The sequence below is a fragment of the Ancylobacter oerskovii genome, from assembly GCF_018390555.1.
Classification (GTDB): Bacteria; Pseudomonadota; Alphaproteobacteria; order Rhizobiales; family Xanthobacteraceae; genus Ancylobacter; species Ancylobacter oerskovii.
Window position 1 is genome coordinate 187,821 of sequence record NZ_JAHBGB010000044.1, and the last position, 22,908, is coordinate 210,728.

The following is a 22,908-nucleotide window of genomic DNA, read 5'->3' on the forward strand; positions in this document are numbered from 1 at the left end:
GATGACAGCGATCGGCAAGGCCGCCCATCGCGTCCGTCGGGTCGAAAGGCGGCGGGAAGAGGCGATGCATCGTCCCGCCGCGCCTGTCGCGCCAATGCCTCAGAGCGCGCCGAGCAGCGCCTTGTGGAACGCCTCCGGCGATTCCACCTGCGGCGAATGGCCGAGCTTTTGGAACTCGATAAGCGTCGCGTTCGGAATCGCCTTCGCCGCCGCCTTGCCGAGTTCGGCATAGTTGCCGAGCGTCGCCGCGACCTCCGGGCGCGCGCGGTTGGCGCCGGGAGCGGTGCGGTCGGTCTGGCCGATCATCAGCACGGTCGGCACCGCGATCTGACCGAACTCGTAGATCACCGGCTGGGTATAGACCATGTCGGAGGTCTGGGCCTGGTTATACGCGACGCTCTCGCGGCCCGGGCCGGCATAGAGCCCGGCCGCCATCTCCACCCAGCGGTCATAGGCCGGCTTCCACTGGCCGTTATAGTAGAACTTCAGCTGGTAGGCCTTGATGCTGTCGGCGGTGGTCTTGAGCTCGCCCTGATAGAGCTGGTCGATGGTGGCGTAGGGCACGCCCCGGGCCTTCCAGTCCTCGAGGCCGAGCGGGTTGACCATGACGAGCTTGTCGGTGGCGTTCGGGAAGGACAGCGCATAGCGCGCCGCCAGCATGCCGCCCATGGAATGGCCGATCACGGTCGCCTTCTCGACGCCGAGCGAGGCGAGCAGCTTGTGGGTGTTGTCGGCGAGCTGGTGGAAGCTGAACTGGTAGCCCTTCGGCTTGGTCGAGGCGCAGAAGCCGATCTGGTCGGGCACGACGACGCGGTAGCCGGCCTTCGACAGCACGTCGATGCTGTCCTCCCAGGTGGCGCCGCAGAAATTCTTGCCGTGCAGCAGCACTACCGTGCGGCCATTGGGATCGGCCACCGGGCCGACATCCATATAGGCCATCGACACCGGCTGGCCCTGCGAGGTGAAGTCGAAGCGCTTCAGCGGGTGGGGATAGGCGAAGCCTTCGAGCTGGGCGCCATAGGTTTTGGCGCCGGGAGCCTCGGCGGCCGGCGGTGCGGCCGTCTGGGCGAGGGCCGGGGCGAAGGCCGGGCAGGCGAGAGCGGCAATCGACAGACAGAAACGGGCGAGAACATAAGGGCGGGCGGGAATATTGGAGCGGGCGAAAATCACCGGGTCGAGCCTCCACGCAATGGGTCGTCCGCGACGGCACCGTGCCGTCACGGACGCGCGGGAGGCTAGAGCGGTGTCGCTACGGCAGATAGTCACGAGGCGGCGAGGGAGCCCCGGCGCCCTTCAACAATGAGCGAGGGAGACCGGCTGGCGAGGGGGCAGCGCCCAGATCCCCGTGGGTGGCGAGGGGCTTAGCGCCCCAGATTCCCGCGAGTGGCGAGGGGCTTAGCGCCCCAGATTCCCGCGAGTGGCGAGGGGCTTAGCGCCCCTCGCGCGCCCAGGCGGCGGCGATGCCGGCCATCAGGATCATCAGGCCGGACAGGCCGGCGAAGAGCGGGAACAGGCCAAGTCCGCGCACCACCGAGACGTCGCGCAGCGCGAGGCCCATCCAGTCCTCGCCGGCGAAGCGCTCGCCCGAGCGCACCGCAACGACGCGCGGCACGCCGCCCGACAGGTCGGCCATGCGCCAGACGCCACCGCCGGTGGCGGCGAGCGGGGCGCGCAGCGTCTCGGTGGTCGAGGTCACCTCGGCGAATTCGCGCGGGTTGAGCGGGCCGACATTGACCAGCGCCGTGTGGGTGCCGTCGCTCGCCCGCCACAGGCCGAGCATGTCGGCCGGGAAGGTGGCGCGGAACAGGCCGGGCTCGACGGACGCCAAAGTGAGGGTGCGGGTCGCCCCGGTGGGGTTGGTGACGACGACGGTGGGCGCGGCGTCGCCCATGGTCTGGCGCTCCACCACGAGATCGGGGCCGTGGGCGAGAAGGCGCAAGCGCTCCTCCTCGAGGTCCGGCTCCTTCATCAGCCAGTGGGAGAGGCGGCGGAGCAGGTCGATATAGGGGCCGCCGCCCTCGAAGCCGCGCGCCCACAGCCAGAAATGATCCGACAGCAGCAGCGCGACGCGGCCCTCGCCGACGCGGTCGAGCAAGAGGATCGGCTTGCCGTCCGGCCCGTCCATCACGCTGGTGCCGCGCGCGCCCTGGGTGTCGACGATGCGAAAGAAGCGCGCCCAGGCCGGCGGATCGCTTTCCGAGCCCGGCAGGGCGCGGGTGACGGGATGCCGGCGCCCGAGCTCGGTGAGCGCGGCGCGGAACGGCGTCTCGGTCATGTGGCCGGCGGGGGCGGCGGGCAGCACGGCTTCGAGCGGGGTGTTGAACACCGAGCCGTCCGAGATGTAGTCGGTGCCGGCGGCGACCAGCAGCGCGCCGCCTTCCTCCACATAGCGCACGATGTTGTCGAAATAGATCATCGGCAGCACGCCCTGCTGGGCGTAGCGATCGAAGATGATCAGGTCGAAATCCTTGATCTTCTGCTGGAACAGCTCGCGGGTCGGGAAGGCGATCAGCGAGAGTTCGTTGATCGGCGTGCCGTCCTGCTTCTCCGGCGGCCGCAGGATGGTGAAGTGGACGAGATCGATATTGGCGTCGGACTTCAGGAGGTTGCGCCAGGTGCGCTCGCCGACATGCGGCTCGCCGGAGACGAGCAGCACCCGCAACTTGTCGCGCACGCCGTCGATGGAGAGGGCGGCGCGGTTGTTCACCGGGGTGAGCTCGCCCTCGAGGCCGGCGGCCTCGATCTCGACGATGTTGGCGCCGGCATGGGTGATCTCGACATCGACCCTGGCCTCCTGGCCGGCGGTGACGATGGGCCGGGCCACCACCTCGCCGTCGCGGCGCACGGTGACGCCGACGCGGGCGCCCGCGGGCGCTCCCTCATCCACCACGCGGTAGCCGATGGTCTGGTTCTGGCCGACGATGCCGAAGCGCGGCGTCGAGGTGAGGGCGACGCGACGGTCGCGCTCGTTCGGCTGGCCGGAGATGATGGCGTGCACCGGGGCGCGGAAGCCGAGCGCCGCCATGTTGGCGGGGATGTCGTGCACGCGGCCGTCGGTGAGGAAGATGGCGCCGGCCACCCGCTCGGGCGGCACGTCGGCCAGCGCGGCGGAAAGCGCGGTAAACAGGCGGGTGCCGTCGACCTCGCCGCTGCCGGCGCCGGCATCGACGAAGCGGATCTCGGCGCCCTGCTCCTTCAGCCGGGCGAGGCGGGTGTCGAGCTCGGCGCGGGCGGCCTCGGTCATGGCGTTGCGGTCGCCGAAATCCTGGCTGGCGCTCTTGTCGACGACGACGGCGACCACGGTGGAGAGCGGCTCGCGCTCCTCGCGGGTCAGCGAGGGGTTGGCCAGCGCCAGCACCGCCAGCGCCAGCGCGAGGCCGCGCAGCAGGGCGCCGCGCGAGCGGGCGACGATGAGCAGCAGCGCCACCGCGCCGGCGACCACGGCGCAGGCGATCAGGAAGGGCAGCGGGATCAAGGGATCGAAGGCGAGGCCGAGATTCATCTGGCGGGGCCTCCGTCAGGCATGGGGTGGGCGGCTTTCCCCTTCTCCCCGAGGGGGAGAGGTCGGCCCGCAGGGGCGGGAGAGCGGGCGGGGCGGGTGGGCATATCGGCGCGCGCCCTCACCCCATCGGGGAGAGGAAGCAGGCCTGTGCCTGGCGGAACCTCGTGCCCCGGACGTGCTCCGGGTATCCACGCCGGCGCTTCGCCTGCGCCCAGTCCCCTCGTCTCGCGGCCAAAGACGTGGATGGCCGGGTCAAGCCCGGCCATGACGCTGCGCGGGATGGCGCTGCGCGGGATGACGGGGCACGGGACGGCGGCGTATGGGATGGCGATGCTCGGGATGACGGCGCGCGGAATGATGGTGCGTGGGACGGCGGTCTTCCACCTCTCCCCGAGGGGGGGAGGTCGCCGCGCAGCGGCGGGTGAGGGGGCGGGGCGGACGACCGTGTCGGCACGCCCCCTCACCCCACCCCTCTCCCCCAAGATCGGATGGATCCGATCTTGGGTTCGTCGGATCCAGAACTCGGCAACAGCCGAGTTCTGGACGGGGAGAGGGAGCAAGGGGAGCATCCCGTCCGCGGCACCGCGTGGAACCGCATCCTTCAGCCTCGTGGGGAGAGGGAGCCAGCGCAGGTCACGATCGAGCCACTGAGCGGCACCGCGCTGCGTGCGGCTTGTCCGGGGAAGGGCGCGGCCACCATGCGGGATCGTCATTGTCCCAGCCTTTCCAGCAGCGCCGGGACATGCACCTGGTCGGCCTTGTAGTTGCCGGTGAGCACGTACATCACGAGGTTGGCGCCGGCGCGGAAGGCGAGCTCGCGCTGGCGGGCGCCGCCGTCCGACAGCGGCAGCAGCGGGCCGCCATCCGGGGCGGTGGCCCAGGCGCCGGCGAGGTCGTTGGAGGTGATCACCACCGGCGAGACGCCGTCACCGGCGCGGGCGGGGCGCTCCTCGCCTTCCTCCGCCGGCGGCAGCGCCTCCACCCAGGTGGCGCCGCCGGTGAAGCGGCCGGGGAAATCGCGCAGCAGGTAGAACGCCTTGGTGAGAACGTGGTCGCGCGGCACCGGCTCCAGCTCGGGAATGTCGAGCCCGTCGAGGATCTGGCGCAGCGCGGCATTGGTCGGCGTGGCGCCGCCGACGCCGGGGATGGTGGTCTCGGCGTCGCGGGTATCGAAGACCACGGTGCCGCCCTGCTTCATGAAGGCGTCGACGCGGGCGAGCGTTTCCGGCGAGGGCCGCTGGGCGTTGGACAGCACCGGCCAGTAGAGCAGCGGGAAGAAGGACAGCTCGTCGCGGGAGAGGTCGACGCCCATCGGCTCGCCGGCCTCCAGCGCCGTGCGCTCGCCGAGGAAGTCGGTGAGCGCCTTGAGGCCGGAAGCGCTCACCTCGTCGGTCTCGGCGTCGCCGGTGACGACATAGGCGAGGCGGGTGGCGCTGGTGGCCTTCACCGCGAAGTCGATCTCCGCCGGCGTCATCGGCGTGTCGGTGCGGGCAGCGGGAGGCCGGGCTTGAGCCTGCGCCTGAGGCTGGGGCTGGGCCGCCGGTGCGGTCTGGGCGACGGCGGGGGCGGCGAGGAGGGCGCCGAGCAGGCCCGCGAGGGCGACCGCCAGCACGAGGCTCGCGGCGGTGGAGGTGCGACGCGGCGCGAGGCGGGACAGCCCGCCGGCGAGCAGGAACACGATCATGGCATCCACCAGCAGGAGGGCGAGCAGGGCGAGCAGCAGCGGCGCGCGCAGGTCGCGCGGGGCGGCGTCGCGATAGGGCTCGACACGGCCGAGCGGCGAGAGGTCGAGCGGCGCCAGCCGGTCGGCCGGCAGCAGCGCGTTGACTGCCACGAGGCCCTCGGGCGGGCCGTAGAAGCCGGGCGGATGCTCGGCGCTGGCGCGGCCATTATAGCCGACCGGGATTGCCCGGGCGGTGGGCGTGACCGGCCGGAAGGCGCCGAAGCCGTCCAGCAGCCGGCTCGGCGGCACCGTCTCGCCGGCGGTCGCCGCGTCGCCGATGGCGGCGCCTTCGCCGGCCGAGGCCTCGGCGGCGCTGGAGCCGCCGAGCGCCACCACCCGCCTGAGCATGTCGACGAAGGCGCCGGACAGCGGCAGGTTCGACCAGGCGGTATCGGCGGTGACGTGGAACAGCACCACCATGCCGGCGCCGCGCTTCTCGCCGGTGACCAGCGGCGTGCCGTCGGAGAGCGTCGCCCAGGTGCGGGTGGCGAGCAGGCCGTCCGGCTCGGCCAGCACCTGCCGGCCGACGGTGACGTCGTTCGGCACCGGCACGTCGCGGAACGGGCCTTCCGGGTTGAAGCCGCCGAGCGATTGCGGCTGCTCCCAGGACAGCGAGCCGCCGAGCACGCGGCCGCCGCGGCGCAGCGTCACCGGCACCAGGTCGTCCGAGCCGTTGGCGAGACGCGGGCCGGCGAAGCGGATCAGCACGCCGCCGCCCTCGATCCAGCGCGTCAGCCGGGCATGCACCTCCGGCGGGATGGTGCCGACATCGGAGAGCACGATGACCGGCAGGCGCTGGTCGATGAAGCGCTCGATGGCTTCCGGCGTGGCGGCGCCGTCGGCGGTGCGCAGATCGGCGAAGGGGCCGAGCGCGCGGGTGAGATAATAGGAGGGCGACAGCAGCGGCTGGCGTTGGTCGGCGGTGACGCCGGAGACCAGGCCGACGGTGCGGCGGCGCCAGCGCTTGTCGAGCAACTGGACGGCGCCGGCGGATTCCACGCCGGCAATGTCGAGCCGGGCCACTTCGTTGCGGATCTCGACCGGCATGTCGAAGCGCGCCTCGCTCTCGCGGGCGCCGGGCTCGAAGCTGAACGGCGCCTCGCCGAGGGTGAGGCCGCGCATGTCGAGCGCGCGGACAGTGCCGGCGCGGGGCAGCGTCTGGCGGTCGGCGCGCAGCACCTTGACGGTGAGCGCGCCGGCGGCGTTGTCGGCGGCGGCGAGCGCCAGCGGCTCCTCGACGCCATCGGCCAGCGTGGTGAGCGGGTGCGGGCCGGCGATGGCCGCCAGCTCGGCGGCGAAGCCGTCCGCCCCGTCGAGCCGCACGCCGTCGGAGAGATAGACGATGCCCGCCTCGGGGGCGGCGTCGAGCGCCTTGCGCAGGCTGGCGAGGGCGGCGGCGCGGTCCGGCAGGAAGGGCTGCGGCTCAAGGGTGCGCAGGCGCTCGCGCGCCTCGCTCGGCGTCATGAGGCGCGGTTCGAGCGGCGGCTCGCCGGTGGGGATGAGCAGGAGGCCGCGGCCGGCGAGATCGGCATCCGCCACGATGCCCTCGGCGGAGACCCGGCGGGCCTCCCAGGTGGAGGCGGCGGTCCAGCCGGAATCGATCAACAGCACCACCGGGCCGGATGCCGAGGGGCCGGCCACCGGCGGATTCCAGATCGGCCCGGCGGCGGCGAAGATGACGAGGGCGGCCAGCAGCAGCCGCAGCACGGTGAGCCACCACGGCGTGCGGGCCGGGGTCTCCTCCTTGGGCGGAATGTCCAGCAGCAGCCGCGTCGGCGCGAAGGCGACGCGGCGCGGGCGCGGCGGCACCAGGCGCAGCAGGAACCACAGCAGCGGCAGCGCGGCGAGCGCGGTGAGCAGCAGCGGGGTGGTGAAGGCGAGGGGAAGGCCGAGCAGGTTCATGAGCCATGGCCTCCTGCGGCGCCCGCCGGTTCGTGGATCTCCCCGGCATGGGCGCCGCGCTCGTCGGATTCGCCCTCATATTCCGGCACGCCGGACGGCATGGGCGGCACCGCGCCGGCGCCGCCGGCCATGCGGGCATGCAGGGCGAGCAGCAGCTCGCTCGCCGGCCGGTCGGTGCGGTGGACGAGGAAGCTCCACAGGCGGCGCTCGGCCTCGCGGCGGATGATGGCGCGGTGGCGGGCGACGCGCTCGACATAGTCCTCGCGCACCGTCTCGGCGCGGCCGATGGTGAGCAGCGTGCCGCTTTCCGGCTCGCGGAACTCGACGCGGCCGGAATAGGGGAAGGTCTCCTCGGCGGGGTCGCAGACCTGCACCACATGGCCGTGGGCGCCGGACGCGGCGAGGCCGGCGAGGCTGGCAACCACCTCGGGCGTCGGGCTCCACAGATCGCCGAGCAGCACCACCTCGGCGAGCGGCGAGGGGGCGAAGGCCGGCGGCAGGCTCTGCGGCAGCGTATGGGCGTGGATGAGCGACTCCGCCATCTTCTCGACGATGCGGCGCGAGGCGGAGGGGCGCATGACGCCGGGAATGCCGACCCGCTCGCCGCCCTTCACCAGCAGCTCGCCGAGGGCGAAGGCGACGACGAGGGCGCGGTCGCGCTTGGTCTCCCAGACCAGCGGCGAGGCGAACACCATGGATTGCGACAGGTCCGGCCAGATCCACACCGTGTGGGCGGCCTCCCATTCGCGCTCACGCACATAGAGATGGTCGTCGCGCGCCGAGCGGCGCCAGTCGACGCGCGCGGAAGGCTCGCCGTCGACGAAGCGGCGGTACTGCCAGAAATTCTCGCCGGAGCCGGCGCGGCGGCGCCCGTGCAGGCCGTGATAGACGCTCGCGGCGATCCGGCGCGCCTCCAGCACCAGACGCGGCATGGCGGCGACCAGGCCGGCGGCGTCCTGCGCCGCGCTTCTGACGGCATTGTCCGCGTCGAATTCCATCAACCCATCCTACGCCACGCCACCCTGCATCAGCCGATCTTCGCCGCCAGCTTGGCGACGAGGCCCGGCACGGTCTCGCCATCCGCCCGCGCGGCGAAGGTGAGCGCCATGCGGTGCTTCAGCACGGGTTCGGCCAGCGCCACCACGTCGTCGACGGAAGGGGCGTAGCGGCCGTCCAGAAGGGCGCGGGCCCGCACCGCCAGCATCAGCGACTGCGAGGCGCGGGGGCCGGGGCCCCAGGCGATGAACTTCGACAACGCCCCGGCATCCGGGCCCGGACGGGCGGAGCGCACGAGGGTGAGGATCGCCTCCACCACCGATTCGCCGACCGGCAGCCGGCGGACGAGGCGCTGGGCGGCGGCGAGCTCGTCGGCGGTCATCACCGCCTTCGGCCGGGTCTCCTCGGCGCTGGTGGTGTCGAACAGGATCTTCCGCTCGGCGTCGCGGTCGGGATAGTCGACGTCGATCTCCATCAGGAAGCGGTCGAGCTGGGCCTCGGGGAGCGGGTAGGTGCCTTCCTGCTCCAGCGGGTTCTGCGTCGCCAATACGTGGAAGGGCTTGGGCAGGTCGTGCCGGGCGCCGGCGACGGTGACATGGCCTTCCTGCATCGACTGCAGCAGCGCCGACTGGGTGCGCGGCGAGGCGCGGTTGATCTCGTCCGCCATCAAAAGCTGGGCGAAGACCGGGCCGGGAATGAAGCGGAAGGAACGCCGGCCGCCGGCGCCTTCCTCCAGTACCTCGGCGCCGAGGATGTCGGAGGGCATCAGGTCCGGGGTGAACTGCACGCGCCGCGCGTCGAGGCCGAGCACGGTGCCGAGCGTCTCCACCAGCTTGGTCTTGGCGAGGCCGGGTACGCCGACGAGCAGGCCGTGGCCGCCGGACAGGATGGTGATGAGCGTGCGCTCCACCACCGCCTCCTGGCCGAAGATGACCTGGCCGATGCCGGCCTTGGCGGCACGCACATTCGCCGCCGTCGTCTCCGCCGAGCGGACGATCATGGCGTCGAGGGATTCGAAGTTCTCGCCGGTCGCGGACGTCATGTCGTGCTCCTTCAACCTTGCTTCCGACCGGCAGGCCTTGCGGCATGCCGGGCTCCATCGGCACTTCCCCGAACACTCTGCAAGCTCGAGACCACACCAGCCCGCGAGCCGCTTTGCGGCGGACGCCCGGTGCTGCCGGCCCGGGCCGGCAGCCGGCCCCGCGACGCCTTGCCGGCTATGTTGCGATGCAAGATTTCATATTGCAACGCACATAATCCGGCGCCGGCGCGAGGGGGCGAGCGGGCTTCCTGTCGGTGAAGCTTACGCTATCTTCTGATCGCGTCGACTATCGGGCGGGGGATCACGACTGCGCGATTAAGTCCATGTGACAGAGAAAGAAAAATGTCTTCAGACACTTCCGGGCGATTTGACGATTTCATGAGGTCGATCGCCGCGGCGAAGGGCGCGGGCGGGCCGCCGCTGGAGCGCTGGGACCCGCCGGATTGTGGCGACATCGACATCCGCATCGACCGCGAGGGCGGCTGGCATCATGAGGGCCGGCCGATCGGCCGGCCGGCGCTGGTGAGGCTGTTCGCCTCGGTGATGCGGCGCGAGGGCGAGCGCCATGTGCTGGTGACGCCGGTGGAGAAGCTCGGCATCACGGTGGAGGACGCGCCGTTCCTGGCGGTGGAGATGCGGGCGGAGGAAGCCATGCCGGACGGGCCGGCGCGCGGCGAGCCCGGCCTTGCCTTCCGCACCAATCTCGACGACTGGGTGATCTGCGACGCGGCGCATCCGCTGCGCTTCGACGCACAGGCGGACGGCGCGGTGCGCCCCTATATATATGTGCGACGCGGCCTGTGGGCGCGGCTGACGCGGCCGGTGTTCCTCGAGCTCGTCGAGCGCGGCGAGGTGCGCGAGGCCGAAGGGCGACGGCTGTTCGGCGTCGCTTCCTCCGGGGCGTTCTTCCCGATCGCCGCCGCCGAAGAGACGGAAGAGAGAGAATGACCGCCGCCGTGCCGCTGCCTGCCGTTTCCGATGCCTTGCTGGCCGCCTCGCCGCGGGTGGAGGACTTCGTCGCCCGCGCCAATGCGCGGCTGCTGCGCGCCCCCGACCTCGACGGGGTGCCGGTGCGCGGCGACCACGAACTGACGCCGGAATTCCGCGAGCTGGTGGAGAATGTGCGGGCGGCGGCGGTGCTGATTCCCGTGGTGGCGCGCCCCGACCCGACGGTCCTGCTGACCCTGCGCTCCTCGCATCTGCCGAGCCATGCCGGCCAGATCGCCTTTCCCGGCGGCAAGGTCGACCCGACCGACCCCGACCCGCTGCACGCCGCGCTGCGCGAGGCGGAGGAGGAGGTGGGGCTCGACCGCAGGCTGGTATCGCCGCTCGGCTATCTCGACAGCTATCTCGCCCGCACCGGCTACCGGATCGTGCCGGTGGTCGCGCTGGTGGCGCCGGATTTCGGCCTGACGCTCAATCCCGGCGAGGTCGACGAGGCCTTCGAGGTGCCGCTCGACTTCCTGATGAGCCCGGGAAACCACCAGCAGGAAAGCCGCGAATGGCTGGGGTTCATGCGCACCTTCCACGCCATGACCTATGACAAGCGGCGCATCTGGGGCATCACGGCGGGCATACTGCGCAGCCTCTATGAACGGGTGTATGGCTGATGCTGCGGATCGCGATCACCAATATCCTGCTGTTCCTCACGCCCTTCGTGCTGTTCGCGCTGTATCTGCGCTTCGGCCGGCGGGTGGATGCGGCGCTGTCCGGCTGGTCGACGCGCGCGCTCGCCGCCTGCCTGTTCATCGGGGTGGCGCTGGTGGCGGCGAGCCTGTTCGTCTTCGAGGCCGGGACGCGCGGGCCGACCACCGGGCGCTACGTGCCCCCGACCTGGGACGGCGGCAGGCTGACGCCCGGCCATATCGAATGACCCGCGCGGAACACCCGCTCATCGCCGGGCATCCCGGCCTTTCCCGCCTGCTCGACGTGCTCGACGGCGAGGGCGAGGAGGCGCGCATCGTCGGCGGCGCGGTGCGCGACTGGCTGGTGGGACGCGGCACGCGCGGCGACGTCGACATCGCCACCACCGCCCCGCCGCAGGAAGTGACGCGGCGGGCGAAGGCGGCCGGCTTCAAGCCGGTGCCGACCGGCATCGAACACGGCACGGTGACGGTGATCGCCGAGGGCCGGCCCTATGAGGTGACGACGCTGCGCGAGGACGTGGCGACCGACGGGCGGCGGGCGCAGGTGGCGTTCGGCCGCGACTGGCGGCGCGACGCCGCGCGGCGCGACTTCACCATGAACGCGCTCTACCTGACGCGCGGCGGCGAGCTGGTGGACCTCACCGGCGGCGAGGCCGATGCCCGCGCCGGGCGGGTGCGCTTCATCGGCGACGCCGACACCCGCATCGCCGAGGATTACCTGCGCATACTCCGGCTGTTCCGCTTCCATGCCGGCTATGGCCACGGCCCGGTCGATGCCGAGGCGCTGGCGGCGGCGGTGCGGGGCCGGGAGGGCCTCGCCCGGCTGTCGCGCGAGCGGGTGCGGGCGGAGGTGCTGAAGCTGCTGGTGGCGCCCCGCGCGGCGGACACCCTCGTCGAGATGGACGCCGCCGGGCTGCTGGAGCCGGTGCTCGGGCGGCCGGGCGATGTCGCGGCCTTTGCGCGGCTGGCCGCGATCGAGGCGGCGCTCGGGCTCGCCCCGGACGCGCTGCGCCGGCTCGGCGCGCTCGCCGTGCGCGAGGAGGCGGAGGCGGAAGCGCTGGCCGAGCGGCTGCGGCTGTCGCGTGCCGAGGCGGCGCGGCTCGTGGCGCTGGCCGGCCCGGCGCCGACGCCGGGCCTATGCGAGAAGGGGCAGAAGGCGTTTCTCTACCGCATGGGGCGCGAGCGCTTCACCGACCGGGCGCTGATCGCCTTCGCCCGTTCCGGCGCCGCGGTGGACGACGAGGGCTGGCGGGCGCTGATCGACATTGCGCGGGACTGGCCGATCCCGGCCTTTCCGCTGAAGGCGGCGGACTTCCTCGCCCGCGGGCTGACGCCCGGCCCGGCGCTGGGCGCGGCGATGAAGCGGGCGGAGGAGGCGTGGATCGAGGCCGGCTTCCCGCAGGACCCCGGCGTGCTGGACGAACTCGTCGCGACGGTACTCGCCGACGACCGCTGAAGGACGGGCCATGCCATAGTGCGATCCTACCCAGGGGAAGGAGAGCGCTCATGGCCGATGAGGGCCTGCATGTCGCCCGGCAGATCTTCGTCAACCTGCCGGTGAAGGACCTGAAACGCTCGGTGGATTTCTTCACCGCGCTCGGTTTCAGCTTCAACCTGCAGTTCACCGACGAGAACGCCACCTGCATGATCATCGGCGAGAATTTCTACGCCATGCTGCTGGTCGAGCCGTATTTCAAGAGTTTCACCCACAAGGAGATCGCCGACACCAGCAAGGCCAACGAGGCGCTGGTGGCGTTGGCGGTGGACGACCGGGAGGCGGTGGATGCGCTGGTGGCCAAGGCGCGCGCCGCCGGCGGCGCGGTGCCGCGTCCGCCGCAGGATCTGGGCTTCATGTACTCGCACGGCTTCGAGGACCCCGACGGTCACATCTGGGAGGTGTTTCACATGAGCGAGATGCCGCCGGCCTGAGCCCGCGCGCCTCTGGCCGCGACGCGGGAAGGGTGGTTCAATGACACCCTTGCGTCGTTTCGGGTGATGCCATGGTTGCCGCTTGGGTGCGGGCTTTGCGGTTCGGTCTGCTGGCGGTGCCGCTCCTGGTGGCCGGCATCGCACCCTCGGCGGCCGACGAGGCGGACTGGCCCATCGAGGGGCGGCTGTTCGGCAAGCTCGAATCCGGCGGCAGCAAGAAGCTCGATTTCAAGACCGCGCGCGACATCAGCGGCATCGCCTGCGAGGACGGCAACGCCCTGCCGCGATTATGCGTGATCGCCGACGACGAGGCGCAGGGCGTGCAGATCGTCATGGCCCGGCGCAATGAGGGCGTCGCCGGTGCCTTCATCCCGCTGATCTCCGACCGCCATGCCGGCGAGCCGCTGTCGCTCGACGCCGAGGGCGTCGCCTATGCGGACGGCGCCTTCTACGTGATCGGCTCGCATGGCCGGCCGCGCCGCGAAAGCGACCCGGCGGTGGCCAATGCCCGGGCGAAGGCGACGTGGCGGGTGTTCCGCATCCGCTTCGTGCCGGGCTCGGTGAGCCGCAGCGGCGACATAAGGGGGCCGCGGCCGGCGATCGAGGTCTCCACCGACCTGCCGGCCTTCCTGCGCGCCGTGTCGCAGCTGGCCGGCGCCTTCGACGGCAAGCTGGCCGAGCACGGGCTGAACATAGAGGGCGTGGCGGTGCGCGAGGGCCGGCTGCTGGCCGGGCTCAGGGCCCCGACGGTGGAAGGGCGCGCGGCGGTGGTGGCGGTGCCGCTCGGCTCGCTGTTCGGCGGCGCGCCGGGCAAGCCGGAGCTGATCACCTACGATCTCGGCAAGGACACGCTGGGGGCGCCGCGCGGCGTGCGCGATCTCGTCGCCTTCGGGTCCGGCCTGCTCATTCTCGCCGGTCCGCAGCTCGATCCGCCGGCCGGCCGGGGCGTGGTCTATGGCGACTATGCGGTCTACCGCACGCTGCCCGGCGACGGCGCTGCGCTGGTGGCCAACCTGCCGGCCTTCGGCGGCGAGGCCAAGCCGGAGGCGCTGCTGCCGCTGAAGCACGAGGGCGGCGCGCTGCGGGCGGTACTGCTGTTCGACGGGCTGCGCGAGGGCGGCGGGCGGCTGGTGAGCTTCGAGATCCGCTAGCGCCCGCGCCGCCGGGGGAAGGGCGCGCGGGCGGCCTTCCGCGCCCGATCCGGGCGCCGCCGGGCGCCGCCGGGCGGCGGCGATGCGCGCCGAACTCTTCCGCATGGGCATCTTTCCTTGACCTTGGGAGATGCCCGACCTAGCTTCCCCTCGGGCACGAGGAGCGGTCGCTAGGGAATGTCGATCACATTCGTCGGACTGACGCGATTCAGCCTGGTCACGCCGGATTCGCTGACCTGGTTCGAATCAACGCGGCACCTCACCCTCGAGGAAGCCAAGCTGCGGGTGTTCGACAAGGACCGGCTGATGCTGCGGCTGGAGATCTTCCGCCGCTATGCGTTGCCGACCTATGCGGCGCTCACCCGGCATCCCCGTTCCCATGCCCTCGTCATCATCAATGCCGACCTGCCGAGCTTCTGCCAGAAGCGGCTGCGGGAGATGATCGCGCCCTATCCCAATATCCGCATCGTGCAGATAAAGGAGGGGCACAGCTTCAAGATGGCACCCAAGCGGGTATCGGTCGAGCTGGCGGCCGGGGGGCGGCTGTTCTCCTACCGCTTCGACGACGACGATGCCCTACCGCCCTCCTATATCGAGATGATCGGCGCCCATGCCGACAACCTGCCCGACGGCACGGTGATCTCCCCGGTCAATGGCTGGACGATTGCGCCGGCGGCGGAGGAGGTGGTGCAGCTGCAGAAGAGCGAGCTGCCCTTCCTCGCGCTGGGGCTCGGCGTGGTGTCGTCGGCGGAGCGCTATCTGAGCGCCTTCCAGCTCGGCAACCACATGACGGTGGACAAGCGCTTCCCGGTGCACCTCATCTCGTCCGAGCGGCCGCTCTGGCTGCGGACGCGCCACGGCTCCAACGACACCATCAAGCGCCGCCGCGGCCCGCCGCCGGTGGACCTGCCGATGCTGGAGGCGTCGATCGAGCTGAAGAAGGATTTCCCCTTCATCAACCTCGCCTCGATGCGGGTACTGTACCGGCAGGTGGCGCCCGCCGCCGCGGCCGCCGAGGCGGTGCCCCCGGCCGAAGCCGCTGTGCCCGCCGAAGCTGTCGCATCTGTCGAAGCCGCGGCGCCCGCCGAGGCCGTCACGCCTGCCGAGGCGGTGGCTCAGGTCGAGGCGCCGCCCGCTGCCGCCGACGCGGTACACCCGCCCGTGGCACCCCGGTTCAGGATCGGCCCGTCGCGGCCGGCATTCGAGGGCGCCACCCCCTGACAAGCCCGAAGGAAGGCGCGCCGCCGGCCGGCCGCGTCGCCCCCCGTCGGCCGGCCCCCTAGGGCCATTTCACCACGGGCGGCATGGAGGAGAGGATCGATTCCACATTGCCGCCGGTCTTCAGGCCGAACACCGTGCCGCGGTCATACAGCAGGTTGAACTCGACATAGCGGCCGCGGCGGATGAGCTGCTCCTCGCGCTCGGCCTCGTTCCACGGCGTGGCGAAGTTGGCGCGTACCAGCTTCGGATAGATGTCGAGGAAGGCCAGCCCGACATCGCGGGTGAAGGCGAAGTCGGCGTCGCGATCGCCCGTATCCAGCCAGTCGTAGAAGATGCCGCCGATGCCGCGCGGCTCCTTGCGGTGCGGCAGCCAGAAATACTCGTCGCACCACGCCTTCAGCCGGCCATGGTCGGCCACCGCATGGGCGTCGCAGGCGGCCTGCATCGCCGCGTGGAAGGCGATCGCATCGGGATCCTCCTGCGAGCGCCGCCGTTCCAGCACCGGGGTGAGGTCGGCGCCGCCGCCGAACCATGCCCGCGAGGTGACGACGAGGCGGGTGTTCATGTGCACCGCCGGCACATGCGGGTTTGCCATGTGGGCGATCAGCGAGATGCCGGTGGCGTGGAAGCGCGGATCGGCCTCGGCGCCGGGGATCTGCTTGCGGAATTCCGGGGCGAACTCGCCGAACACGGTGGAGCAGTGCACGCCGACCTTCTCGAACAGGCGGCCGCGCATCACCGACATCACCCCGCCGCTGCCCGGCGCGCCGGTGTGGTCGGCCCGGTTCCAGGGCGTGCGCTCGAATCGGCCGGGGGCGCCGGGATAGAGCGCGGCCGGCGCCTCGTCCTCCAGGGCCTCGAAGGCGGCGCAGATGCGGTCGCGCAGTTCCTCGAACCATGAGCGGGCGGCGGCCTTGAGCGGCTCGACGCCTGCCGGATCGAGCGGCGTGCCGGGCGCGTTGCGGGCGGCGTCGGCGATATTCTGGTCGGACATCGGCGGGCTTCCTTTCTGCACCGACGCTTCTAGAACCTTTCCGCCCCCGCGCGAAAGGGCGAGGGCCGCGTCGCCGGGCCGCAGACCGGGGCCGGCGGAAATCCATGCTGGCATCGGGGGCGCGACTCGTGTCTGTTCCCTATTGGTTCACATCCGTTCCGCCCCGACATACTCCCGCCGCAGGAAAGGCGGAAAAGGCTGCTCATGCTGACGCGTCTGCTTGTCTGGTTCGAGAACCGCCTCGACCCCTTCCGCCCCATGCCGCCGGCCCGCCCTCCCGAGGGGCTGTGGGCGTTCTACTGGCATTTCGTGCAGCAGGGCGGGCCGATCTTCGTCGCCGCGCTGGCGGCGGCCTTCCTCGTCGCCATCGTCGAGGTGTCGCTGTTCCGCTATGTCGGGCAGATCGTCGACCTGCTGCAATCCTCCTCGCCGGGGGCGATCTTCGCCGACCATGGCGGGCTGCTGCTGTGGATGGCCTTCGTGGTGGTGATCGCCCGGCCGGCGACGCAGGCGCTGCACGATTTCCTGGTGCGGCAGTCGATCAACGCCAATTTCTCCAGCCTGATCCGCTGGCAATCCTATCGCTGGGTAGTGCGCCAGAGCCTCGCCTATTTCCAGAGCGACTTCGCCGGCCGTATCGCCACCCGCGTGCTGCAGGCCGGGCCGGCGGTGCGCGGCTCGGTGGTCGAGGTGATCGATGCGCTCTGGTACGTCTCGGTCTACGCCATCAGCGCGGTGATCCTGTTCGCCGAGGCCGACTGGCGGCTGGCGGTGCCGATCGTCGGCTGGATCGCGCTGTATGTCCTCGCGCTGTCCTACTTTATCCCGCGGGTGCGGGCGCTGTCCAAGGCGATGTCGGAGACCAACTCCGCGCTGACCGGACGCATCGTCGACAGCTACACCAACATCATGACGGTGAAGCTGTTCGCTCATGCCGACCGCGAGGACGCCTATGTCCGCGAGGCGACGCAGCTCCACAACGACGCCTTCCTCGCCCAGCAGCGGCAGATCACCGGCATGGCGATGAGCGTCAGCTGGCTGAACAGCGTGATGCTCGGCTCGGTCGGCGCGCTCGGCGTGTGGCTGTGGTCGACGGGGGCGATCAATCTCGGCGCCATCGCGCTCTCCACCGGCCTCGCCATCCGCATCACCAACATGTCCGGCTGGATCATGTGGGTGGTGACGGGCGTGTTCGAGAATGTCGGCACGGTGCAGGAGGCGATCCTCACCATCGCCCGGCCGCACACGGTGATCGACAGGCCGGCGGCGCCGGCGCTGGCGGTGCCGCGCGGCGAGATCCGCTTCGACGACATCAGCTTCCACTACGGCAAGGGCTCCGGGGTGATCGAGAAGCTTGACCTGGCGGTGAAGCCGGGCGAGCGCATCGGCCTCGTCGGCCCCTCGGGGGCGGGCAAGTCGACGCTGATGAACCTGCTGCTGCGCTTCTACGACCTCGAGGGCGGGCGCATCCTGATCGACGGGCAGGACATTGCCGGCGTGACGCAGGAGAGCCTGCGCGGCCGTGTCGGCGTGGTCACGCAGGACACCTCGCTGATGCACCGCTCGGTGCGCGACAACATCCGCTACGGCCATCCCGAGGCGGACGAGGAGGCGATCTGGCTGGCGGCGCGGCGGGCGCATGCGGCGGAGTTCGTCCAGGACCTCGTCGACCCGCAGGGGCGCCGGGGGCTCGACGCGCATGTCGGCGAGCGCGGGGTGAAGCTGTCGGGCGGCCAGCGCCAGCGCATCGCCATTGCGCGGGTGCTGCTGAAGGACGCGCCGATCCTGGTGCTGGACGAGGCGACCTCGGCGCTCGATTCGGAGATCGAGGCGGCGATCCAGACCAATCTCGACGCGCTGATGCAGGGCAAGACGGTGATCGCCATCGCCCATCGGCTCTCCACCATCGCGCGGATGGACCGGCTGGTGGTGATGGACCATGGCCGCATCGTCGAGATGGGCACCCATGCCGAGCTGATCGAGCGCGGCGGGCTCTATGCGCGGCTGTGGCAGCGCCAGTCCGGCGGCTTCATCGATGTCGAGGAAGACGCGGCGCCGAAAAATGCCCCGCAGAAGGACATCGCGGCGGAGTGAGCCTCACGCCGCCGTGCCGGCCGCCGGGAACGCCCCGAGCTGGCGCAGCGCTTCGCCGGCGATCATCGCCCCCGCCAGCGCCACATTGAGCGAGCGCGCGCCCGCGGCCAACGGGATGAGCAGGCGGGCGTCGGCCGCCGCATGCGCCGCCTCCGGCACGCCGGCGCTCTCGCGCCCCAGCAGCAGCACGTCGCCCGCCGCGAATCGGAAATCGACATAGGAGGCCGCCGCGCGCGTGGTGGCGAGGATGAGGCGCGCGCCCTCCTGCGCCCGCCAGGCCTCGAATGCCGCGAAGCTCGCATGCCGGCGGATCGCGGCACGGTCGAGATAATCCATGCCGGCGCGGCGGAACCCGGCATCGCCCACCGGAAAGCCGGCCGGCTCGACGATGTGCAGCTCGAGCGCCAGGCAGGCGCAGAGCCGCGCCAGCGTGCCGGCATTCGGCGCGATATCCGGCTGGTAGAGGGCGAGGCGGATCGGCATGGCGGCGGTTCCGGGCGTCGGGCTGACCGAAGGTCGCCGGAAACGGCGGGATTGCGGCGACATCATGGCGGCGGCGCGTCTTGCAAGCCAGGGGGGCGGGGCGGACTGCCGCACTGCCGTCATCTGGACAAGGCGCCGGGAGGGTGCAATTAGAGGCAGTCGAAGGTAAGCCGACCGCGCGGCCGGCCGCATCGGCGTTGCGTCATGCCGAGGGGCGGGTGGCCGGTTGACATGTCGGCAGCCAGGCATTTCGGCGGCGCGCCGCTCGGGTAGCGAGCCGCCTCGTGCATCGTTCGATGGGCGTGAGGGGAAAGGAAACACTCGTGGCATCAACCGGAACGGCGGAAACCACGCGCCGCGACTTCCTCTATATCGCGACCGGCGCCATGGGCGCGGTCGGGGCCGCCGCCCTGGTGTGGCCCTTCATCTCGCAATTGCAGCCGGACGCCTCGGTGCTGGCGCTTTCCTCGACCGAGGTCGACCTCGGCCAGATCCAGGAAGGCCAGATCGTCACCGTGAAGTGGCGGGGCAAGCCGGTCTTCGTGTGGAACCGCTCCGCGAAGGACATCGAGGAAGCCAAGGCGGTGCCGGTCTCCGCGCTGCTGGACCCGATCGCCCGCAATCCGAACCTCGCGACGCCCGATTCCCCCGCCACCGACGCCAACCGCGCGGCGGTGGGCGAGGGGCGCGAGAAGTGGCTCGTGGTCATCGGCATCTGCACCCATCTCGGCTGTGTCCCGATCGGTCATATGGGCGAGTATGACGGCTGGTTCTGCCCCTGCCACGGCTCGGAATATGACAGCGCGGGCCGCGTCCGCCGCGGTCCGGCGCCGGAGAACCTCTGGATCCCGCCTTACAATTTCGTGTCCGACACGAAGATCTCCATCGGCTGAGCCGAGCATCCGGGAAAGAGACAGATGAGCGGACACGCAACGTTCGAGCCGAAGAACCCGGCCCTGAAGTGGTTCGAGAGTCGGCTGCCCCTGGTCGGGCTGATCCATTCCTCCTTCGTCGCCTACCCCACGCCGCGCAACCTGAACTACTGGTGGACCTTCGGCGGCATCCTGTCGCTGATGCTGGCCTGCCAGATCCTGTCGGGCGTGGTGCTGGTGATGCACTACACGCCGCATGTGACGCTGGCCTTCGATTCGGTCGAGCACATCATGCGCGACGTCTCCTATGGCTGGCTGCTGCGCTACATCCATGCGAACGGCGCCTCGATGTTCTTCATCGCGGTGTACATCCACATGTTCCGCGGCCTGTATTACGGGTCCTACAAGGCGCCGCGCGAGGTGCTGTGGATCCTCGGCTGCATCATCTACCTCCTGATGATGGCCACCGCCTTCATGGGCTACGTGCTGCCGTGGGGCCAGATGAGCTTCTGGGGCGCCACCGTCATCACCAACCTGTTCTCGGCCTTCCCGGTGGTCGGCCCGACCATCGTCGAGTGGCTGTGGGGCGGCTTCGCGGTCGACAACCCGACGCTCAACCGCTTCTTCTCGCTGCACTACCTGCTGCCCTTCATGATCGCCGGCGTCGTCGTGCTGCACATCTGGGCGCTGCATGTCGTCGGCCAGAACAACCCGACCGGCGTCGAGCCGAAGACCCCGAAGGACACCGTGCCCTTCACCCCCTACGCGACCATCAAGGACGCGTTCGGCATGGTGTGCTTCCTGATCTTCTTCGCCTGGTTCCTGTTCTACATCCCGAACTATCTCGGCCACGCCGACAACTACATCCCGGCCAACCCGCTGGTGACGCCCGCCCACATCGTGCCGGAATGGTACTACCTGCCGTTCTACGCGATGCTGCGCGCCATCCCCTCGAAGCTCGGCGGCGTGCTGACCATGTTCAGCGCCATCATCGTGCTGTTCTTCGTGCCGTGGCTGGACACCTCGAAGGTGCGCTCGGGCGTCTACCGCCCGCTGTTCAAGCAGTTCTTCTGGATCTGGGTGGCGGTGTGCATCGGGCTCGGCTGGCTGGGCTCCAAGCCGGCCGAGGGCGGCTACATCGTCGCCGGCCGCATCCTGACCTTCTGGTACTTCGCCCACTTCCTGATCATCCTGCCGCTGCTCGGCCTGTTCGAGAAGCCGAAGGCGGTGCCGGCCTCGATCACCGAGGCGGTGCTGGGCAAGAAGGGGGGCGCCCCCGCATCCGTCGGCGTCAACGCGCCGCAGACCAAGGGCTGAGCGGGGAATCGAACGATGAACAAGCTGATGTCCTCGCTCTCCACCCTCCCGCTGCGGCGCGGCCTGATCGGCGGCGCCCTGGCCGGTGCCCTCCTGCTCGCCGGCGGCCTCGCCCCGGCGACGGCCCAGGAACATGGCGGCACCAAGCCGCACCGCGAACACTGGAGCTTCGCCGGCCCGTTCGGCAAGTTCGACCAGGCGCAGTTGCAGCGCGGCTTCCAGGTGTTCAAGGAAGTCTGCTCCTCCTGCCACTCGGCGCATCTGCTCGCCTTCCGCAACCTCGCCCAGCCGGGCGGCCCGCACTTCAGCGAAGAGCAGGCCAAGGTGGTGGCGGAAGAGTACAAGGTGCAGGACGGCCCCAACGACGCCGGCGACATGTTCGAGCGCCCGGCACGGCTGTCCGACCGCTGGCCCTCGCCCTTCCCGAACGAGCAGGCGGCCCGCGCTTCGAACGGCGGCGCTTTCCCGCCGGACTTCTCGACGCTGGCCAAGGCGCGCACCTATGAGGTGGGCTTCCCCGGCTTCCTGATCGACATCTTCACCCAGTATCAGGAGCAGGGTCCCGACTACATCCACGCGCTGCTGAACGGCTATGTCGATCCGCCGGAAGGCGTGCAGGTGCCGGAAGGCGGGCATTACAACACCTATTTCCCTGGCCACTTCATCAAGATGCCGCCGCCGATCTCCGCCGACCAGGTGACCTATACCGACGGCACGCCGCAGACGGTGGACCAGTATTCGCGCGACGTGACCGCCTTCATGATGTGGGTGGCCGAGCCGCATCTGGAGGCCCGCAAGCGGCTGGGCTTCCAGGTGATGATCTTCCTGATCGTCTTCGCCGGCCTGCTCTACTTCACCAAGAAGAAGGTGTGGAAGGCGGTCCACGACCACTGACGCCGCCGCCCTGCCGGGCGGTGTCGCGACGGCTATGGCAAGGGCCCCTCGCGGGGCCCTTTGCTTTTGGTGCCAGCGGTGTCCGCCGGCTTTCGCCATGCCCGCCACGATCCGGCCGGCAGCCCTCGCTCCGGCGCCCTCTTCGGAGGTGGCCGGGCTTCAACGGGGCGTCACATGTCGGCAGGTAGCTTGTTCCGCGAGATGGCCATACGATCGCGGCTGGCCGGGCGAGCGGGGGATGGGGCATGGCGACGGCGACCTACAGCTACCTCTATCAGGCGGGTGGCGCCGGCGGCACCGTCCCCGGCGATGGACTGCCGCAGCTGGGCAGCAACGTCACGGTGACGGAGGGGACCGATGACGGTGTCTTCTCGGTCTCGGAAACCCTCGTCATCGAGCCCGCGCCGGCCGGGATGATCCCGCCCGTTACCTATCTCGGCACGATCGACGGCGGCATCGCGGTGCAGGACGGCAACGGTTCCTATTACTGGGTGACCAACCGCACCTACGAGCCGAGCGACGAGACGCCCTTCAGCGCCGTGGATTCGCCGGCCTGCTTCCTCGCCGGCACCCTGATCGCCACGCCGGAAGGCGCGGTGCCGGTGGAGAGGCTGAAGGCGGGTGACCTCGTGCGGACCGTCGGCGGCGCGGCGCGGCCGGTGCGCTGGCTCGGGCGGCAGACCGTCTCCACGCGCTTCACCGATCCCCTGCGGGTGCTGCCGGTGCGCATAGAGGCGGGCGCGCTGGGCGAGGGGGTGCCGGCGCGCGACCTTCATCTTTCCGCCGACCATGCGCTGTGGCTGGACGGCCTGCTGGTGCAGGCCGGGGCGCTGGTGAACGACGTCACCATCACCCGTCGCGCGGACGTGCCGGAAAGCTTCGTCTACTACCATGTGGAGCTGGACGACCACGCCCTCATCCTCGCCGAGGGCGTGCCGGCGGAGAGCTTCGTCGACAATGTCAGCCGTCGCCGCTTCGACAATTGGCAGGAGGCGCCGGCGAGGGAACCGAATGGCGCGATGCGGGAAATCGATCTGCCGCGCGTGAAGTCGTCTCGCCAGCTGCCGCCGGCGCTGGCCCGCCGGCTGGCCGAGCGGGCGCGGCTGAGAGCCGGCATCCCCACGCAGGTCGCCTAGACGGCT

Annotated in this window: 19 protein-coding genes; 12 read left to right on the forward strand and 7 right to left on the reverse strand. The window is 70.9% G+C overall.

All coding sequences use genetic code 11. From position 1 onward, the window contains the following. Positions 1-99: 99 nt before the first annotated feature. The 5 genes from KHC19_RS21930 to KHC19_RS21950 form a co-directional block, all read right to left on the reverse strand. Positions 100-1,107: an alpha/beta fold hydrolase gene (locus KHC19_RS21930; RefSeq protein WP_213356347.1), complete on the reverse strand. Its 1,008-nt coding sequence runs from the start codon at positions 1,105-1,107 to the stop codon at positions 100-102. A gap of 322 nt (positions 1,108-1,429) precedes the next feature. After that, positions 1,430-3,502 carry a hypothetical protein gene (locus KHC19_RS21935; RefSeq protein ID WP_213355543.1) on the reverse strand — a complete coding sequence of 691 codons (2,073 nt, stop codon included), beginning with the start codon at positions 3,500-3,502 and terminating at the stop codon, positions 1,430-1,432. 709 nt (positions 3,503-4,211) lie between these two features. Then, a complete protein-coding gene (locus KHC19_RS21940; protein WP_213356349.1) occupies positions 4,212-7,121 on the reverse strand; it encodes a DUF4159 domain-containing protein in 2,910 nt (969 codons plus the stop codon). A gap of 2 nt (positions 7,122-7,123) precedes the next feature. Beyond that, a complete protein-coding gene (locus tag KHC19_RS21945; RefSeq protein WP_246549341.1) occupies positions 7,124-8,125 on the reverse strand; it encodes a DUF58 domain-containing protein in 1,002 nt (333 codons plus the stop codon). 29 nt (positions 8,126-8,154) lie between these two features. Then, complete coding sequence (locus KHC19_RS21950; protein ID WP_213355544.1) at positions 8,155-9,165, reverse strand: AAA family ATPase; 1,011 nt, start codon at positions 9,163-9,165, stop codon at positions 8,155-8,157. Positions 9,166-9,543: 378 nt separating this feature from the next. Between KHC19_RS21950 and KHC19_RS21955 the strand changes: the two genes are divergently transcribed. From KHC19_RS21955 to KHC19_RS21985, 7 genes are all read left to right on the forward strand, one after another. Then, on the forward strand, positions 9,544-10,113 hold the full coding sequence (locus tag KHC19_RS21955) for a DUF1285 domain-containing protein (protein WP_246549343.1): 570 nt from the start codon (positions 9,544-9,546) through the stop codon (positions 10,111-10,113). Beyond that, positions 10,110-10,775, forward strand: a complete 666-nt coding sequence (locus KHC19_RS21960; RefSeq protein ID WP_213355546.1) for a CoA pyrophosphatase — start codon at positions 10,110-10,112, stop codon at positions 10,773-10,775. Before KHC19_RS21955 ends, KHC19_RS21960 begins: the two co-directional genes overlap by 4 nt. Then, entirely contained in the window at positions 10,775-11,038 is a 264-nt protein-coding gene (locus KHC19_RS21965) for a DUF6111 family protein (protein ID WP_213355548.1), read from the forward strand. The genes KHC19_RS21960 and KHC19_RS21965 overlap by 1 nt, the downstream gene beginning before the upstream one ends. Continuing rightward, positions 11,035-12,267 carry a CCA tRNA nucleotidyltransferase gene (locus KHC19_RS21970; RefSeq protein WP_213355550.1) on the forward strand — a complete coding sequence of 411 codons (1,233 nt, stop codon included), beginning with the start codon at positions 11,035-11,037 and terminating at the stop codon, positions 12,265-12,267. The genes KHC19_RS21965 and KHC19_RS21970 overlap by 4 nt, the downstream gene beginning before the upstream one ends. Before the next feature lie 50 nt (positions 12,268-12,317). Beyond that, positions 12,318-12,740, forward strand: a complete 423-nt coding sequence (locus KHC19_RS21975) for a VOC family protein (RefSeq protein ID WP_213355551.1) — start codon at positions 12,318-12,320, stop codon at positions 12,738-12,740. A gap of 71 nt (positions 12,741-12,811) precedes the next feature. Beyond that, on the forward strand, positions 12,812-13,891 hold the full coding sequence (locus KHC19_RS21980; RefSeq protein ID WP_213355552.1) for a DUF3616 domain-containing protein: 1,080 nt from the start codon (positions 12,812-12,814) through the stop codon (positions 13,889-13,891). A 177-nt stretch (positions 13,892-14,068) separates the two neighbouring features. Next, entirely contained in the window at positions 14,069-15,112 is a 1,044-nt protein-coding gene (locus KHC19_RS21985) for a glycosyltransferase (RefSeq protein WP_213355553.1), read from the forward strand. Positions 15,113-15,170: 58 nt separating this feature from the next. Here the strand turns inward: KHC19_RS21985 and hemF are convergent, their stop codons facing one another. Next, entirely contained in the window at positions 15,171-16,106 is a 936-nt protein-coding gene (gene hemF / locus KHC19_RS21990) for an oxygen-dependent coproporphyrinogen oxidase (protein WP_213355554.1), read from the reverse strand. 204 nt (positions 16,107-16,310) lie between these two features. Here hemF and KHC19_RS21995 point away from each other — a divergent pair, with 204 nt between their 5' ends. Next, a complete protein-coding gene (locus KHC19_RS21995) occupies positions 16,311-18,200 on the forward strand; it encodes an ABC transporter ATP-binding protein (protein WP_213355555.1) in 1,890 nt (629 codons plus the stop codon). Between the two features lie 3 nt (positions 18,201-18,203). Here the strand turns inward: KHC19_RS21995 and KHC19_RS22000 are convergent, their stop codons facing one another. After that, positions 18,204-18,683: a tRNA (cytidine(34)-2'-O)-methyltransferase gene (locus tag KHC19_RS22000; RefSeq protein ID WP_213355556.1), complete on the reverse strand. Its 480-nt coding sequence runs from the start codon at positions 18,681-18,683 to the stop codon at positions 18,204-18,206. Between the two features lie 323 nt (positions 18,684-19,006). Here KHC19_RS22000 and petA point away from each other — a divergent pair, with 323 nt between their 5' ends. The 4 genes from petA to KHC19_RS22020 all read left to right on the forward strand — a co-directional run bounded on the left by petA (position 19,007) and on the right by KHC19_RS22020 (position 22,902). After that, positions 19,007-19,576 carry a ubiquinol-cytochrome c reductase iron-sulfur subunit gene (gene petA, locus KHC19_RS22005; RefSeq protein WP_213355558.1) on the forward strand — a complete coding sequence of 190 codons (570 nt, stop codon included), beginning with the start codon at positions 19,007-19,009 and terminating at the stop codon, positions 19,574-19,576. A 24-nt stretch (positions 19,577-19,600) separates the two neighbouring features. Beyond that, entirely contained in the window at positions 19,601-20,872 is a 1,272-nt protein-coding gene (locus KHC19_RS26385) for a cytochrome b (RefSeq protein WP_213355559.1), read from the forward strand. Between the two features lie 15 nt (positions 20,873-20,887). Next, on the forward strand, positions 20,888-21,766 hold the full coding sequence (locus KHC19_RS26390) for a cytochrome c1 (RefSeq protein ID WP_246549345.1): 879 nt from the start codon (positions 20,888-20,890) through the stop codon (positions 21,764-21,766). Between the two features lie 245 nt (positions 21,767-22,011). Further along, positions 22,012-22,902 (forward strand): Hint domain-containing protein, encoded by an 891-nt coding sequence (locus KHC19_RS22020; RefSeq protein WP_213355560.1) that lies wholly within the window; start codon positions 22,012-22,014, stop codon positions 22,900-22,902. The last annotated feature ends 6 nt before the right edge of the window (positions 22,903-22,908 follow it).

Bases quoted from the DNA above. Each gene is read 5' to 3' on its own strand.
- KHC19_RS21935 (WP_213355543.1), bottom strand. From the start codon at position 3,502: ATGAATCTCGGCCTCGCCTTCGATCCCTTGATCCCGCTGCCCTTCCTG.
- KHC19_RS21945 (WP_246549341.1), bottom strand. From the start codon at position 8,125: ATGGAATTCGACGCGGACAATGCCGTCAGAAGCGCGGCGCAGGACGCC.
- KHC19_RS21950 (WP_213355544.1), bottom strand. From the start codon at position 9,165: ATGACGTCCGCGACCGGCGAGAACTTCGAATCCCTCGACGCCATGATC.
- KHC19_RS21955 (WP_246549343.1), top strand. From the start codon at position 9,544: ATGAGGTCGATCGCCGCGGCGAAGGGCGCGGGCGGGCCGCCGCTGGAG.
- KHC19_RS21960 (WP_213355546.1), top strand. From the start codon at position 10,110: ATGACCGCCGCCGTGCCGCTGCCTGCCGTTTCCGATGCCTTGCTGGCC.
- KHC19_RS21965 (WP_213355548.1), top strand. From the start codon at position 10,775: ATGCTGCGGATCGCGATCACCAATATCCTGCTGTTCCTCACGCCCTTC.
- KHC19_RS21970 (WP_213355550.1), top strand. From the start codon at position 11,035: ATGACCCGCGCGGAACACCCGCTCATCGCCGGGCATCCCGGCCTTTCC.
- KHC19_RS21975 (WP_213355551.1), top strand. From the start codon at position 12,318: ATGGCCGATGAGGGCCTGCATGTCGCCCGGCAGATCTTCGTCAACCTG.
- KHC19_RS21980 (WP_213355552.1), top strand. From the start codon at position 12,812: ATGGTTGCCGCTTGGGTGCGGGCTTTGCGGTTCGGTCTGCTGGCGGTG.
- KHC19_RS21985 (WP_213355553.1), top strand. From the start codon at position 14,069: ATGTCGATCACATTCGTCGGACTGACGCGATTCAGCCTGGTCACGCCG.
- hemF (WP_213355554.1), bottom strand. From the start codon at position 16,106: ATGTCCGACCAGAATATCGCCGACGCCGCCCGCAACGCGCCCGGCACG.
- KHC19_RS21995 (WP_213355555.1), top strand. From the start codon at position 16,311: ATGCTGACGCGTCTGCTTGTCTGGTTCGAGAACCGCCTCGACCCCTTC.
- KHC19_RS22000 (WP_213355556.1), bottom strand. From the start codon at position 18,683: ATGCCGATCCGCCTCGCCCTCTACCAGCCGGATATCGCGCCGAATGCC.
- KHC19_RS26385 (WP_213355559.1), top strand. From the start codon at position 19,601: ATGAGCGGACACGCAACGTTCGAGCCGAAGAACCCGGCCCTGAAGTGG.
- KHC19_RS26390 (WP_246549345.1), top strand. From the start codon at position 20,888: ATGAACAAGCTGATGTCCTCGCTCTCCACCCTCCCGCTGCGGCGCGGC.
- KHC19_RS22020 (WP_213355560.1), top strand. From the start codon at position 22,012: ATGGCGACGGCGACCTACAGCTACCTCTATCAGGCGGGTGGCGCCGGC.